We start from the raw sequence: 15,652 nt of genomic DNA, 5'->3' as shown, positions 1-15,652 counted from the left end.
TAGAGCGGTGTTGAGAGGCACGGTGAAAATGGTGCGAAAGCGCGCACTCCGGGCAATGATTCTTCTTGCTGCAGGTCTGGCGGCAGGGAACTCTCCGGCCAACGCCCAGGGCAATCCCTACACGATCGAGCTCACTCGCGGCCGACTCTGGCATTCCTTCTACTTGTCGCAAGAGTGCGAGCCGATGGCCGACTGGAGCAGGAAGACCTATGGCCTGGACTGGCCAGGGTTTGCCAGCGAGGAGATCAAGCAGAACATCGGCGGGCATCATACGTACCTTCTGTCCGGCGGCTTCTTTCTGACGGCGAAGACGGATACCGGCACTGTGTGGGGATGGGACAACTTTGCCACTCACGGCACCGATGTTGGTATTGAAGGCGACCAGTTCCGCTACCTCATAAGCAAAGACAGCAAGGGCAAGCCCATTCACCGCAGGCGATGGCAGGACGGCAACTACTGGCTGCAGCGGGACCCCTACGAGGCGGAGGAGGTCATCGACACCCAGTGGGAAATGAACGGTGCCTGGTATCAACCATGGGATAACCAAAACATGCCTGTGCTGGTCAGGCGCACGGTGCGGCAGTGGTCAGGTTCTCGTGCCGATGAAGACTATGTGATTATCGAGTATGTGGTCAAGAACATGCAGCGGCGCAAGCCCCTCAACGGGGTCTATTTGCTTTTCACCTATGCCCTTTCTCCCAATCACCGGGGGTGGTCCTTGGTGTTTCCCAACTTCCCAGAGGGTGCGCGGAACACCCACGGTGATTGGGACCCGGAGCGTCGGTTGCTGACGGCCTGGGCTGGGGACTTTGCCCTCACTCCGGGCAATGACGAATCCTTTGATGTCTTTCAGGAAAGGGTCTATGATCCGGTTCGAGGCGGTCCGGCAGTGCGCTCACGTTTTCTTGCGCCGGGTCTCATCGGCATCAAGTTCCTGCACATATCTCCGGATACCGGCGGGCAGGCTAATCGCATCAACGGCTTTGCTTGGTCTGCTGCTCCACCCACCAACGACCACTCCGGCCCTTTTCTCGGCGTGGCCGGCCTCACCAGCAAGTACGCCGCCATGGCCAACCCGCTTCTTCTGTCTGAGGCATTTGCTGATCCTACCGACCCCCGCATGGGGCAGAACAGGCTTTATGCCAACTTTTCCTTGGGCCCCTATCACTTGGCGAGGGGCGATTCTATCAAAGTGGTGGTGGCAGAGTTTGTGGGGGGTCTGCCCTACGAGAGGGCGGATAACCCCCTGCTGACCATAACCGACCTCCGCGCCGCCGGGGATTCGGCAGTCTCCTACCTGGAACAGCGCGTGAGCTTCGCCTATGAGCATCACTACACGCTGCCCATGCCCCCGCCTGGCCCGCGCTTTGTGGTTTATCCTGTGCGGGAGGGCGGCCGCGTGGGCAACGTGATTTCATTCGGCAGCGAGGTGGAGTCGGTCCCTGATCCGCATCAGGGGGTGCCCGACGTTGCCGGGTATCGTATCTATCGCTCAGGCCAATATCCGTTTGGCCCATGGAAAATGTTAGTGGACATCCCGGTGGGTGACCCACGGTTCTTCCACGCGGACTCGCAGCGCTACATCTACCTGGACTCTGAGGTGGCGCTGGGTTATGCGTTCTACTACTCAGTCACCAGCTATGACCACGGCTGGCCTGCGTGGGCCATGGACCCCAGCTATCAGGTGCCACCACTGGAGTCCTCCATATTTGCCAATCGCATGCGGCAACCTTTCTACACCACGCTTCGCCCCACAGCAAAGCAGCTCGACCACGTGACGGTGGTCCCCAATCCTTTCTATCGCAGCTCCGGATTTGAGCTTGCCGGGGACGTGAAGCTGATCCAGTTTGTGAATCTCTCCGAGGAGTGCACCATTCGTATCTATACCGTGCGCGGGGATCTGGTCAAGACCATCCATCATCGTGACCCCTCGTCCGGAGTGGCGTTCTGGAACCAGATCAGCGACTATGGCCAGTATGTGAAGAGCGGTATGTACTTCTTCCAGGTGACCAACAAGCAGGGTGAAGTCAAGCTGGGCAAGTTTGCCATCATCAATTGAGGCTTCCCATGCGAAGTGCAAAGTGGATACTTCTTGTCTGCTTGTCTTGGAGCGCCTGTGCAATTGCCCAGGAGTTCGAGAAGATCGGCACCACAGGCTTCACTTTCCTGGAAATCCCGGTGTCTGCCAGGATTTTGGCACTCGGTGAGGCGGCGACTACCCTTTTCGACACTGGCGCCGAGGGCATCTACTGCAATCCGGCTGCTATTGCCTGGCAGCGTGCGCGCGGGGGGCTGCACGTGGCGCATACCTCCTGGTACGTGGAAACGGCCCTGCAGGCTGTGGCACTGACCTGGTCCCAGGGTAAGTTCGGCACCGTTGGTTTCCACGTGCGCTATTGCGATTTCGGCAAGATGGAACGCACCACCAACCCCACCGTTGACCAGGTCGGCTCCTACCTGAGCTTGGGGACCTACTCGGCGGGTGCCTATACGTTGGGCCTCAGCTACGCCCGCGCCCTCACGGACAAGTTCAGCTTTGGAGGTACCGTCAAGTACGTGCGCGAGACCATCGATCTCTACAGCGCAGACAACGTGGTGGCTGACCTTGGGTTCTTGTACGACACCGGTTTTCGCACATTGCGCATCGGCGCCTCCTTGCACAACTTTGGTCTGGATAGCAAATACGCCGAAGAGAAGTTCAAAATGCCGCAGACCCTGCGCATGGGGGTGTCGGCAGAGCTGTTGGGTTCGTCGGTGCGTGAGAACTATCTGACGGTGGTGGTGGAGGCCGTTCACCCGAACGATGCCGGTGAGCGACTGCACCTCGGCATGGAGGCGGTGCTTGGGGGAATCGGCGTTGTGCGCGCCGGATACAAGTTCGGCTATGCGGATGAGGGGCTGTGCCTCGGGGGTGGGTTGCGCCACAAGCTTTTCGGGACCGGCGTGAGGTTCGACGTGGGGTGGATGGAACATGCGAGTCTGAATTCCGCGCTTCTGTATGCGGTAGCGGTGGAGTTTTGAGGGATGCGTACTTGGCGCATCAATAAGCTCGCGTTTTTCTGCTGGAGCCTTGTGGCCGCGTGGGGTGCGTCCTGGGCCTGGGCGCAGGAGGGAGATCTGAGCCTGCGCATCGCCGGTTCAGTGCACAGCCAGAGTGAGGCCTCCAGGGCGGAACGTGCCGCGGGCATAGGGAGCGACTTGCAGATGCTCTTCCGGCTGTGGGGAGGTCTGCACGTCAAGGTAGGCGCAGGCTATGACTACCTCTGGTTGCGGCAACGGGATGTCTTGGACGAATGGCATTGGGACTACTGGGAAAAGACCTACATTGATTTCCTCCCTGGGGCCAAGGTGCAACACGTCAACCAGACGCTGCGCTACACGAGTGCGGACAGCATCTACTCGGCAGTATTTCATCCGAGTCAGCAACTCAAAGAGCTCCGGCTGCTGGTCGGGGTGGAGCAGGTGGTACCCCTGACTCGGCGATGGAACTTGGGGGCGGCAGGCGCCGTGGGCGTGGACTTTTTCTATCGAGAGCTGGAGATGCGAGAGGACTGGACAAAGCGTTTCAACGTCGACACCACCTCGGCCGACCTGGACTATGCCTTCCACTATCGGTTGCTGCACTTTGCACCAACTCGCAAAGGGGCAAGTGTGTTTGTGGCCCCGTCGCTGGGCGTGCGTGTGGCGGCTTCGTCGGCTGTGGACATCGGGTGGGAAGTGGCATACGTGCACTACCTCCGCGGGGAGCGTACCCTGGGCGTCCGTTTGTCAGAGGACGGGTCCCGGTGGCTGCCTCTAAGGGGGAAGCTGATGTGTAGTCTTGGTGTGACCTTCAAGTACTGACGGGGAGCGCCGATGCCAGGGATGCACCGTCGCGCATCTGCTATGTTGATTGCGGCAACACTTGCCTTGCCCGCATGGGGGCAAGAGCTCGGACAATGGCACGCAGGGGTTAGCCTCAGCTACTCCGCGCCCGTGAGTTCATTGGGCGAATGGTTCTTGCCGGCGCCCAATGGAGAAGTTGCCGTTGGGCAGCGCATCACTGACCAGTGGACAGTAGCAGGGGCCTTGGAGTTTGCTCGGTACGGCCGCGAAGCACTCAGCGGTTATGCTGCGGGGAAAGTGGAGTTGCTTCTGGAGCATGTGGGGGCGCTGGTAGTGGGAGAGTTCCAACTCACTGACCACGGGCGGGTGTTCCCCTTCTTGTTCCTGTCAGGTGGTGTCTACCGCTGGACCGGGGTGCGCGGCGCAGTGCCGGCTGATTCAACCGTGACCCCCTACCTGCCGGCCATTGCCGAACGGCGGTTGCGCGCCACGAACTGGGGCGTGCGCGCGGGATTGGGGTTGAAGACGGGCACCTGGCACCGCATGGCACTTGAGGGAAGAGTCTGGTATCGGCTGGTGTTGGGAGACCTGTGGCCCACCATGCAGCCGCACATCGAGCTCGAAGGGGTATCAGGTTTTCAGACAGGGAACGCCTCTGTGGGCGTGCGCTTTTTCTTCTGAAAATGACGCAGGAGGCAATTATGCGCCGGTTGATGAGCATCGTACTCCTTTTCCATTTGCCCCCCTTGGTTGCAGCCCAGTACCCGGTGAGGTGGGCAACCTCCCGCTACATGAACCCCGGCAGTGACGTAACGCGCTCGCTGGCTTACCGCCGGAGCAGCGACCACGTGCTGGTGGCCACACGCAGGTGGGGCGTGGGCCTTGTCGCCTTGAACGCGGCAACTGGTGACTCAGTAGGCGCGCTGGACACCCGCATCGTGGCCGGCGGGACCTATCCTATCAACATGGTCGCTGTGGCCGAGGACGGCACCATCTACGCCTCCAACCTCTGTGCGCCCCTCCACACGCCCGGTGCTACAGTGCGCATCTATCGCTATGCGGATGAGCATGCCTCCCCAGAGCTCGTTTTCGACGACCCGTTGGATGGCGGTCGTTACGGGGATTCTTTTGCCGCGATAGGTTCTGGGCTGCCGCGCTACGTCTACATCTCCGGCATGGGCAATCAGCGAATTGCAGTGTTGCGCGATGACGGTGGACCCAGGCTGCTGCTCGACCACTACATACCGCTGCCTATGCCTGGCGCGGCGCGCCATGGCATCTCGCCTACGGCGCCCTGCGGACCGGTGTGGATCAACGGGGCGGATGTGGGCTTCCCGCCACCGCAACTCATCGCCGACGACGGGACGGTCATTGCGGTGGTCCCGGACACTTTGGCCTCCAGAGGGGGCACCTCGACCATTCTGCACCTGCTTTTGGGGAACTACCGGCTGATCGCCGTCACCAATGCCTGGGCACTGTCGGTGCGTTGCGTGCGCTACTTCGAGGACGAGCTCGGCACCATCACCTTCGACTATTTTGGTGCCAACTCGGATTCCATCCCTCTGTTGTACAACGGTACCACTTTTATCAACAATGTGAATGCCACGAACTCGTTGTCTTATGATAGCAGGCGTCACTCTCTTCTGACGCTCTTTGGTTTCAACAGCATTGCTTCCCTGAGCCTTGATTCGCTTCTCAAAGCCAGCACACCGCGCTCGGAAGCGATGACGGTGAGCATTGACGGCAAGAACGACTTCTTCCCCACCGACCACGTGGGCCGAAGCAACGGCAGGGACATGTACTTGACCTGGTCTGCGGGCAAGGTCTTCGTCGGGATCACGGGGCACGCGTTGATCGATCCCACCTTGACCAATCGGCTCTATGTGGCCTTCGACACCGACCCGCACGGTGGGAATGGCTCGGCAGTGCCTCCTGAGCAAGCTGGGGGCGTAACGGCATTGCCTTTCTTGGCTGACGTTGTCTACATGGTCGATTCGTGGAACCAGCCCGACTACATGGTGGGCAACATCTACAAGTGGCAGGGGAGCGGCTGGACGCACACTCAGTTCGACGGCAACATGGCGTCCCAGGGAGCATTGGCCTATGCGGACAAAGGTCCCGGCAGACTGGCGGAACTGGCGGCCATCAGGAACGCCGCAGGGTTGGGCAACAGCTTCACCAGCTTGGGTCTCATGGCGTACGTGGCGCAGAGCGGGGCCGCTGGGGAAGTGCTCTGTGCCTTCCCTGACGCCAACCCGGTGGGAAGGGGAGTCGCATTCAACCACTACTTCTTTGTGGACAGTCTCGGCAGCGGTGTTTTTCCTACCGACACGGCGCAGGTGCACGTGAGGAGCAGGCCGACCGGAGTCTATGGTGGGGACGAAGCATCGATGCGCCCGGCGCGGCACGAGCTGGCGCAGAACTATCCCAATCCGTTCAATCCACAGACGCGCATCCGGTATGTCTTGGCCCGGGAAGGGAAGGTCCGGCTCGAGGTGTTCGACCTGCGCGGGCGGCTCATTCAGAGGGTGTACGAAGGGAAGCAACAGGCCGGAACGCATCAGGTGGTCTTCCACGGTGGGTCGCTGGCCTCCGGCGTCTACCTGTACCGACTCACCGTGAATGAGCAGGAGGTGGCGACCAAAAAGATGCTGTTGGTGAGGTAGAGAGTGAGCTGGCAATTCTCGGGCCGCATCATGGTCGGCCGCGGCAGCGCAGGCGCAGGGAGTCGGTCGAACTAACAGCATGTGGGCAACCGTGCACAGAAAGGCGAAAGAGAGCGTCCTGGCCGGAATTGTCTGTTGGCTGCTGGTGTTTGTTGCGGCGGCGCCTTTCGCGTGGAGCCGCCAGGGGGAGCTGCGCGGTGTATGGGTGGCGTGGGCAGGCGCCAACGTGCCGAGCAAGGAGAGAATCGCGGCGATCATGGATGATGTTGCGGCCCACGGCATGAACGCAGTCTATGTGGACGTGTGGCGTTATGGCTATCCGTACTTCCGCAGCCAGGTGTTCAATCGACTCACGGGTCTGTACACAGATCCGGTGCTTGCCGAGGGCAGGGACCTGCTGGCAGAAATGGTCGCCGAGGGGCACCGGGTTGGCCTACACGTGCACGCCTGGTTTGAGTACGGCTTCGTGGCCTGCCAAGGCAGCAATGATCACGTCTATCGGCAAAGGCCCGATTGGTTCGCTAAGAGGCGCGACGGCAGCGTGCTTTTCAATGGCGACTACCTGTACAAATGGCTCAGCCACTGCAACCCGGAGGCGCAGCAGTTTCTCATCGCCTTGTGCTTGGAAGTGGCCCGCAACTACGATGTGGACGGGGTTCAGCTGGACAGAATCAGGTATCCAGAGTTGGATTGTGGATACGATGAGGCCTCGGTTGCTCTCTACAAGGCAGAGCACAACGGCAACCCACCGCCGCAGAATCCCGGCGACCCTCACTGGATGAGGTGGCGGGCGGACAAGCTCACCTCGTTCATCGCCGTCGCCTACGACTCTTTGAAGCGGGCACGACCAGACCTGCCGGTGAGCAGCACCCCTATCGTCTACCCTTACGGCTACGAGAACTTTTGCCAGGACTGGCGACCGTGGATCAACGGGCGCCATCTGGATGTCGTGTCTCCGCAAATCTATCGCGCTTCCAACGCCATCTACGCCTCCGAACTGGACCTGCAGTTGGCGCACGTTCTGGACAGGACGGGCTTCTACCCGGGCATGACGTCCGTTTTCGACCAGTACCTTGTGCCCACGGAACAGCTGGCCGCCATGATCCAGACGACAAGGAGTCGAGGGCTCGCGGGGCACGTCATCTGGTTCTACGACACGCTCGTCGATGATTTGCCCGCGCTCTCGGCTGGAGTGTACCAGGAGCAGGCCTCGGTTCCGGCTATGCCAGTAAGCTGGCGTCAGCCCGCCATCATCGTGAACGAAGATGATTCGACGGTCACTCGCTCAGGCAGTTGGGTCGTTTACACGGGGATCGCCGGCTTCCGCGGTGGCTGCCTGTACACCAGCGCCTCTCCAGCTGCTGCCATCGAATATTCCGCCGTCATCCCGCAAGCCGGGTGGTACGAGCTCTATGCATTTGTCCCGTACCACTGGAATGCGGCACGAGAGGCTCGCTACCAGGTGATGCATGCGCGCGGCGTGGACACGGTGTCGGTCAACCAAGGACTCGCGGGCAACGCGCGGTGGCACAAGCTTGGGGACTTTTTCTTCCATGCAGGCAGCAGGCCCGTGGTGCGGCTGACCAATGAGGGTGTGGGCAGCCGCTACCTTTTCACCGATGCCATCATGTTGTGCAACAGCAACCGCGCGGCGTGGTTCTTGAGCAGCGTGCCTGAATCGCAGAACCGGCGGGTACGAGGTAGCGGCTTGGCGGTGAGTAGCTATCCCAATCCCTTTCATGCGACCGCTGCCATCGCAGTGGAAGGGGCCTCACCTGACGGCACGTCGCTGTCCATTGTCGACGTGCAGGGGAGGTGTGTAGCTCAGCTGCGAGGGGGTCTGACAGGAGGGGGGCGGTGGATGGCGCATTTCGACGGGCGCAATCTGCCGAGCGGGGTCTACTTCTGTCTTCTTGGCGAGGGGAGCGACAAGAGTGTGGTGCACAAGATGGTGCTGGTGAGGTGAAAGTCGTGCAGCGTGCTGACACCAGGCTCATCAAGAAGCTCAACGAGATTCGTCTCTTGCACCTATTGCGCGATCACAGCCCCATTTCGCGCAATGAGTTAGCGCGGCGGGCGCACATTTCCAAGGTGGCTGCCTCCGACATCGTTGCGCGGCTGGACCGGGCCGGCTTCATCATCACCGTTGGCAAAGGGGAAACCACACGCCGGGGAGGCAAGCCCCCCATTCTGCTGAAGCTCAACCCGGAGAGCGGCTACGTAGGAGGCATCGAGATCAAGCGGCAGCGCTCGCTGGTCGCGTTGGGCAACGTGGAATCCAGGGTGATGGGGTGCGAGCAGGTGACCTATGCCGCCGAGGCGCCGATGGAGGACGTGCTCAGGGCGATCTTCCGGGCTGTCGATGGTCTCCTGGCCAGGCATGGGGTTCCTCCTGAGCGCTTTGTCAGCATTGGCATCGCCATCCCCGGAATCGTGGACTACCGCAGGGGGAGATTGAGCTTCGCAGACACACTGCGCGGCTGGGCGCAGAAGCCTCTGGCGGAGCGCTTTGCCCGGCGGTACCGCGTGCCGGTGGTAATGGAGAACGATGTCAACGTCATGGCCTTGGGTGAGAGCCTCCTCGGCGCCGGCAAGGGCGTGGAGAATCTGGTCTGCATCTGGATTGGGGAAGGCATCGGCGCCGGGATCATCGTGGATGGCCAGCTGGTTCGGGGTGAGGCTGGCAACGCGGGGGAGATCGGCTACCTGGAAGTGGGACATATGCTGGCTCACTCCGGACGCATGCGCCGGCTCTATGCGGGGCAACGTTTCTTCGGCGACCTGCTTGCGGAACACAACTTGATCGCCGCTCTGAGAAATGAGTTGGCGGAGTCGATGCCTGAGGGAATGGCAGCGGAGATGGAGCTACTGTCTTTGCTCAAAGCTGGCGATGTGGGAGAGCCCCGCGTGCGGCAATGTCTGGAGGAGTACGCCTATGGACTCGCGGCCCTGTGCATGACCGTGGTCAAGACGTTGAACCCCACGCTGATCGTGTTGTCCGGGCGAGTGGTGGAGCATTCGGCGTACCTGGTTAGTAGGGTGCGGGCCATCTTGGTTGAGGAAATGGCAAACATACCTTTCCGGGCGAGCACGCTGGCCGTGGGGAAGCTCAAAGAGGAGGCGGGCATAAGAGGAGCCATCGCCTTGGCGCTGCTGAGCATTTTTGAGCCGCCGATGGTGATGAGCCGCAACCACCAACAATTGCAAATGGCCAAATTTTGTTCTTGACTTTTTGCCGTTTCTGTGTTATACTGTAGTGCGTCCGCAGCAAGGTTCACGGCAGGGGTTTCTCACAGAGAAAGGAGGTGATTAGCCGAACAACAGGTGGGGTGCCAACTAGGGCAGCAAGTCGGAAAGGAGGTGATGGGCGAGAAAGGTTCTGGCGAAGGATTGTCGTGGGGTGCAGAAAGGGGGAAGCAAGCGGCTGTGAGTTCTTCTCCTGTCCAACTGAGGAGGCAGTATGAGGAGGGTTCTATCCGTTGTACTGCTGATGGTCGTGGCAGCCGGGACGGCCTTTGCCGGCGAAGAGCTTACCACGGTCTGGGAGCGCAATGTTGCCAAGGGCACCCTGCCACCGTGGTTTGACACCGCAGGTCACTTTACCCGCGGTTTTGACTACGGCAAAGTGGACGGCCATGACCGTCTGTATGTGGTGAGTCGCTTTGGTGGTAGCTTTATCTACGTGCTTGACGCGGCCACCGGCGACTCGCTGGGCATGCTGGACAACACGGGAATTGCCGGCGGTACCTACGCGGTCTCTGACGTAGGTGTTTCCGCAGACGGCAAGATCTACGTGTGCAACCTGGCCGTGGGTGGCACATTCAAGGTCTACGTGTACAACACGGAGGCCGATTCGCCGAAGGTTGCAATCACCTACGACGCTACGGGCAAGAGGCTGGGTGACAAGATCACCGTCACCGGTTCCGCGGCGGACAACTCGTTAGTCATCTGGGCGGCCTCTGCAAACTCCAACTACTTGGTCAAGTTCACCACCGCCGACAGTGGGGCGACCTTCACGCCCACAGAGTTGGACATCGGCACTACGGGCGGCAGCGCCTCAGTGGGGCCACTGCCTGACGGAAGCTTCTACTGGAACGCGGCCGGCAAGAGCGCCATGAAGTTCACCGCCGAGGGTGTGCCCATCGGTACGGTACCCGGGAGCGTGGTAGCTACCGGGTCTAATGCCATTCGCTACATTGGCACCATTGGCCCAGATGAGTTCTTCATCACCTTTCAGTACGGCGCCGGCAACGAAAACGCTCGGGTGGTGAGAGTACCTGGTGGCGATGTCACCGCAGCGGAGACCTACTCGCTTACTCCGCCTCTGGGCACCAACGCCAACCCTAATGGCACAGGAGACGTGGCGGTGCAGGACCTTGGGGGTGGGAAGTACCGCATCTTCGTGCTCGGCACTAACAACGGCCTTGGCGCTTATGAGGTGAACACCAACTTCCTAAAAGGCCTCTACTATGTCGGCGCGCCGGGAACGAGGCCTGGTGGTGGCGATCCAGAGTTTGCTTCGCTCAAGGCGGCCTGTGACGCGCTCAACCAGCGCCTGATCATGGGTAACTGTGCGTTCCTCATCAGCAGCGACTTGACCGAGCCGGTGAATGTGGCGTTGGGCGTGGATCCCGCTCCGTACACGGTTACCTTCAAGCCTGCGCCGGGCGTCACGCCGACGATCACCTTCACGCAGAGCACCGACTCGCCGGGATTCTCTGGAGCGTGGGTCATTGGCACCAGGGACTTGAGCACCACTGCCGGGCTGGTGAGAACCACCAACATCGTCATCGACGGCAGTAACCAGGACGACGGCACGACCAGGGACATGCTGGTGACCACTGCACCCACGGCGCACAGCAATGCCACGCCTCTGCGGCTCGTGGGCGATGTGAACAACACGGTAGTGAAGAACTTGAAGGTGGTCACGCAGCAGAACGTCACCTACGGCGTGCTGCTTACCTATCGCTACGATAGCGGCAAGTTCTTTCTCCCTGACACGGTCACAGTGGAAAACTGCGAGATCATCAACAAGCTGCGTACCACCGCCCAAGGCCTGGCGATTTCGACCTTCGGGACTCCCGGAGCAGGGATCACTCCGGAGTCGATGAAGGGCATCGTCTTCAAGGGCAACAGGATCGAGGCCAGAACCCGCGGCATCTTTTTGAACTGGGCCGGGAGCACGGACATCATTGGCAACGAGATCTATGTGAACCAGACGGATGCCGGCTACATGAGTTTTGGCATCTTCGGGTACACGATCGCATCGGCTAGCGATGTCCTCAACATCTACAACAACAAGATTGTGCTCCTGTCTACGGCCAACAATACCTCCGGGGACTATGGCATCATCGGCATTCAGTGCGGGAGCAAGGGCACGTACAACGTGTACAACAACTTCATCACCGGGTTCGACGCCACCACCACGGCACCCAACCCGAACCTGAAGATGGTGGGTATCCGCCTGGCCACCGAAGGAGTGGTGTCCAATGTGTTCCACAACACCATCTACCTGCGCAACCTGAGCATCGTTCCCGGGACTGGCGTGGTGTTGTACACAGGGTTGGAAATCTCCAACGGCATCAACACGATCAAGAACAATATCGTCTACGTTGCCGAGGGCGATTTCAAGAGCTACGCCGTCTATCGCAGTGGAACCGCAGGCACGTTGGACGCCAACTACAATGATTACTACGTGGCAGACACCACCAACGCTCGTACCGGCTTCTGGAACGGCACCGATGCGACCACGTTGGCTGCCTGGCAGGCGCTGTCGGGTCTGGATTCCAATTCCGTGGCCAAAGCCGTGGAGTTGGTGAGCGAGACAGACCTGCATCTGACCGGTGCCTCGGTAGGCGACTTTGACTTGGCCGGGACGCCCATTGCCACCGTCACCACCGATATTGATGGCGAACCGCGTTCGGCCACCTACCCCTACATGGGGGCGGACGAGGGTGCGGTGGAGTTGCTGCCACCCACGCGGCCTCTGACGGTAGCCGAGGCGCGGATTGACGCCGATGGTGACTTTAGGCCGGACCTTCTCGGCCAAGAAGTGACCTTGCGGGGTGTCATCAACTCGCCGAACTTTGGCACGCGGACGCAGTACTACATGCAGGATCCAGGGAGCGCGGGCATCGTGCTCTACTCAGGCACGGTGAGCCTCAACTTGAAAGTGGGCGACCTGGTGGAAGTGAAAGGCAAGATCGACCAATTCCGCGGCATCACCGAGATCGTGCCGACCTCGGCCAGTGACGTGACGGTGGTGGACAGCGGCATCGTGCTGACGCCCAAGCTGATCACCATCCCCGAGCTCAACGAGGAGAATGAGGCGCTGCTGGTGCAGCTCAACAACGTCTGGATCGTCAACCCCCAGGCTTGGCCTCCAGAGGGGCAGAACAGCAGCAGCACGAACCGGGTGCTGGTCACCGATGGGGTGGATACCACCTACATCTTCATCGACAAGGAGACTGATCTTGATGGATGGACGCCGCCAAGCGGGCCGATGAACCTCATTGCCTTGTGCGACCAGTACACCACCTCGGCGACTCGGTACGACGACGGCTACTCGCTGCGTGGGCGGTTCCGCGAGGACTTTATGCCGCTTCCGCCCGTGGCGTATGAGCTCCCCATCTTCGAGGGTGCCACCAACGGCACTTTTGACCTGAATTGGGAGTTCAACGCAACTACGGGTCCTTCGACGCTGACAATTGCCGACTCCACAGGCAGTGCCTGGGGAAGCCACGTGCTGATCTTCACCGACTCGGGCTACACGGGCATTGCGCACGTGAAGAACGCGCTGTTCAAGGACTATACCGTCTCGGCGGACATCTACCTGGTCGGCCCGCCTGATCCGGTTTTCCCATTGTACACCGGACTGGCGATCAAGTCGGCGCATGACGAGCTCAAGTTCTACCGAGTGGTGTTCCGCAACTCCACGGCCGGCGATAACGGCCAGATCCGCCTGCAGGGCTACGATGGCGCCAGCTGGCACATTAGCAAGTACTGGAACCCAGGGGTGGACTTTCCGGCGCTGCAGACCGGGTGGCACAACTTCAAGGTCACGGTAATCGGCAACCTGTTCTGGGTGTGGATCGATGGCATGCTCTTGCCTGGATGCCCCTATGCAGATGCAAGCCCATTCTTGAGCGAAGGCTACCCGGGCATCTACGTGTACAACGCCACGCCCGGCACGGTGATCTTTGACAACTTCTCGGTCACCGAACCGGTAGTGCCGGTGGAACCGGCCGCCCAGCTCACGCCGTTGTGGGCCAAGACCCAGGCTGCCGGCACATTGCCTGCCTATTTTGCGCCTGCCAATTACACCCGTGGCATGGCCTACGGGAAGGTGAACGGTAACGACCGGCTGTACGTCGTGACGCGCTCTGGTACGCCACATCGGGTGGTGATTTACGACGCGTTCAGCGGCGATAGCCTCGGCGTGATGGAGGCACCACAGCCACCGGTTGGTTTCTTCCCGGTCAATGCGGTGGATGTGTCAGACGACGGCATCATCTTCGTCTGCAACATGACGCTTGACGCCGCGGCCACGCCATTTACGGTGTACCGGTGGGATAGCGAGACGGCAACACCGACCACGGTGATCAGCTTCACCGGCACCGCGGGCCGCATGGGCGACATGATCAGCGTCTACGGGAAGGCGAGCGACAACACGCTGACCATCTACGCCGGCGTAGCTAACGGTGACCGCTACGTCAAGTTCACCACCTCGGACAACGGCCACACCTTCACCGGTGAGGTTATCACCCTGGGCTCGGGCGGGTCTTTCAGTACCTTGCCCAATATCGCCCAAGCCGGTGACGGGTCCGTTTACGTCAAGTCGTACGGCAGGCCGTTGGTGCACTTGCGGGCTGACGGGTCGGTGATCGACACTGTTGCCACCACGGTGTTCCCCACTGGTGTGAGCAAGATCAAATACTTCGAGCACGGCAAGCACAAGGCCATTGTCGGGTACATCCCGGATCTGCGCGGTGAAGGGAATGCCGAGAAGCTGGTCGTGGTGGATGTGGCCTGGGGCGATGAGTTGGCGCGCCAGATTGCCTTCTCGCCGTCCATCGGCCGTGCCTCCAACCTCAACGGCACGGGCTCGGTGGATGTGGCGCCGGTCGATGCCAACACGATCATCTACTATATCCTGGGCACCAACAATGGGGTGGCAGCGTTCTCCAACAACCCCAACTTTGTGGTGCAGCGCCTGGATACGCTGTTCTACGGCAATACCCCAATCTTAGCGCCGAACCCCTACGGCCCCGGGTGGATTGCCGGCACGAACAGCTATGGCGACATCGGCAAGTACCAGCGGTTCGATTTCAAGGTGGGTGACGAGCTCTTCGGCTTCCGCTACTACTTTGCCTACAAGGAGGTCGTGGACACTCCCGACACCCTCACGCTGGTTGTGAAGACCGTTGCCGCCAATGGGGCGCCGGATTCGCTGCTGGCCTCATTGGTGACCACCACGGATGTGTTGGACACCACCGGCGCGGGCAACCTGTTCTTCCTCAGTGCGCCTTTGCGCGTCAAGGGGCCGGCGTTCATCGGCTTTGAGTGGCCGGCGACTGCCAACGACGCCTTTGCCATTTTCATGGACAAGGACGGCGAGGGCAACGGTGCCAACAGGGCGTGGGAGCGTTTTGGTGACGGCTCCTACAACGACTTTGGCACCACGCTCAACCCAACCTTCTCCTGGGCCATTGACGTCGACCTGTGGATTGCGGCCTACTACAAGAAGGCCATCCCGGCCTCTGTGGAAGAGCTCACTGCCGCACTTCCGACCAAGTTCGAACTGACGCAGAACTACCCGAACCCCTTCAACCCGACCACCACCTTCCGGCTGGCGCTGCCGAAGACAGCAGAGGTAAGGGTGACTGTGTACAACATGCTCGGCCAGCGTGTGGCTGAACTGTTCCATGGCCACTTGCCTGCCGGCGTGCATACCTTCACCTTTGACGGCAGAAACTGCGCCAGCGGCGTCTACTTCTATCGGGTGGAGGCCGGTGACTTTGTCGGCATCAAGCGGATGGTTCTGGTGAAGTAGGATCGGAGGTGATCTCGCGCGAGGGAGGCATCGGTTCGGTCCGGTGCCTCCCTCAATTTTCTCGAAGGATGCATTAGACGCTTATCCTGCGGGGAGCAGCCGCTCGTCG

At 60.5% G+C, this 15,652-nt stretch carries 8 protein-coding genes; all 8 read left to right on the top strand.

Annotation, left to right across the window (positions count from 1 at the left end; genetic code table 11):
* Window positions 1-22: 22 nt before the first annotated feature.
* The 8 genes from NUW13_03550 (at window position 23) to NUW13_03515 (ending at window position 15,543) form a co-directional block, all read left to right on the top strand.
* A complete protein-coding gene (locus NUW13_03550; GenBank protein MCR4438100.1) occupies window positions 23-2,059 on the top strand; it encodes a hypothetical protein in 2,037 nt (678 codons plus the stop codon).
* 8 nt (window positions 2,060-2,067) lie between these two features.
* On the top strand, window positions 2,068-3,021 hold the full coding sequence (locus tag NUW13_03545) for a PorV/PorQ family protein (protein MCR4438099.1): 954 nt from the start codon (window positions 2,068-2,070) through the stop codon (window positions 3,019-3,021).
* Window positions 3,022-3,024: 3 nt separating this feature from the next.
* The gene (locus NUW13_03540; GenBank protein ID MCR4438098.1) at window positions 3,025-3,843 is read left to right on the top strand and encodes a hypothetical protein; all 819 of its coding nucleotides are present in this window, start codon (window positions 3,025-3,027) and stop codon (window positions 3,841-3,843) included.
* A 12-nt stretch (window positions 3,844-3,855) separates the two neighbouring features.
* A complete protein-coding gene (locus NUW13_03535; GenBank protein ID MCR4438097.1) occupies window positions 3,856-4,506 on the top strand; it encodes a hypothetical protein in 651 nt (216 codons plus the stop codon).
* Between the two features lie 20 nt (window positions 4,507-4,526).
* On the top strand, window positions 4,527-6,491 hold the full coding sequence (locus NUW13_03530) for a T9SS type A sorting domain-containing protein (GenBank protein ID MCR4438096.1): 1,965 nt from the start codon (window positions 4,527-4,529) through the stop codon (window positions 6,489-6,491).
* A gap of 91 nt (window positions 6,492-6,582) precedes the next feature.
* A complete protein-coding gene (locus NUW13_03525; GenBank protein MCR4438095.1) occupies window positions 6,583-8,457 on the top strand; it encodes a family 10 glycosylhydrolase in 1,875 nt (624 codons plus the stop codon).
* A 5-nt stretch (window positions 8,458-8,462) separates the two neighbouring features.
* A complete protein-coding gene (locus NUW13_03520) occupies window positions 8,463-9,719 on the top strand; it encodes an ROK family protein (GenBank protein ID MCR4438094.1) in 1,257 nt (418 codons plus the stop codon).
* A gap of 232 nt (window positions 9,720-9,951) precedes the next feature.
* A complete protein-coding gene (locus NUW13_03515; protein MCR4438093.1) occupies window positions 9,952-15,543 on the top strand; it encodes a T9SS type A sorting domain-containing protein in 5,592 nt (1,863 codons plus the stop codon).
* Window positions 15,544-15,652: the final 109 nt, after the last annotated feature.

The sequence above is a fragment of the candidate division KSB1 bacterium genome (genome assembly GCA_024655945.1).
Lineage (GTDB): Bacteria > Zhuqueibacterota > Zhuqueibacteria > JANLFK01 > Oleimicrobiaceae > Oleimicrobium.
The sequence above is the reverse complement of the archived record's forward strand: the minus strand, read 5'-3'. Positions and strand labels throughout refer to the sequence as shown.

Bases quoted from the DNA above. Each gene is read 5' to 3' on its own strand.
- NUW13_03545 (MCR4438099.1), top strand. From the start codon at position 2,068: ATGCGAAGTGCAAAGTGGATACTTCTTGTCTGCTTGTCTTGGAGCGCC.
- NUW13_03530 (MCR4438096.1), top strand. From the start codon at position 4,527: ATGCGCCGGTTGATGAGCATCGTACTCCTTTTCCATTTGCCCCCCTTG.
- NUW13_03535 (MCR4438097.1), top strand. From the start codon at position 3,856: ATGCCAGGGATGCACCGTCGCGCATCTGCTATGTTGATTGCGGCAACA.
- NUW13_03540 (MCR4438098.1), top strand. From the start codon at position 3,025: ATGCGTACTTGGCGCATCAATAAGCTCGCGTTTTTCTGCTGGAGCCTT.
- NUW13_03515 (MCR4438093.1), top strand. From the start codon at position 9,952: ATGAGGAGGGTTCTATCCGTTGTACTGCTGATGGTCGTGGCAGCCGGG.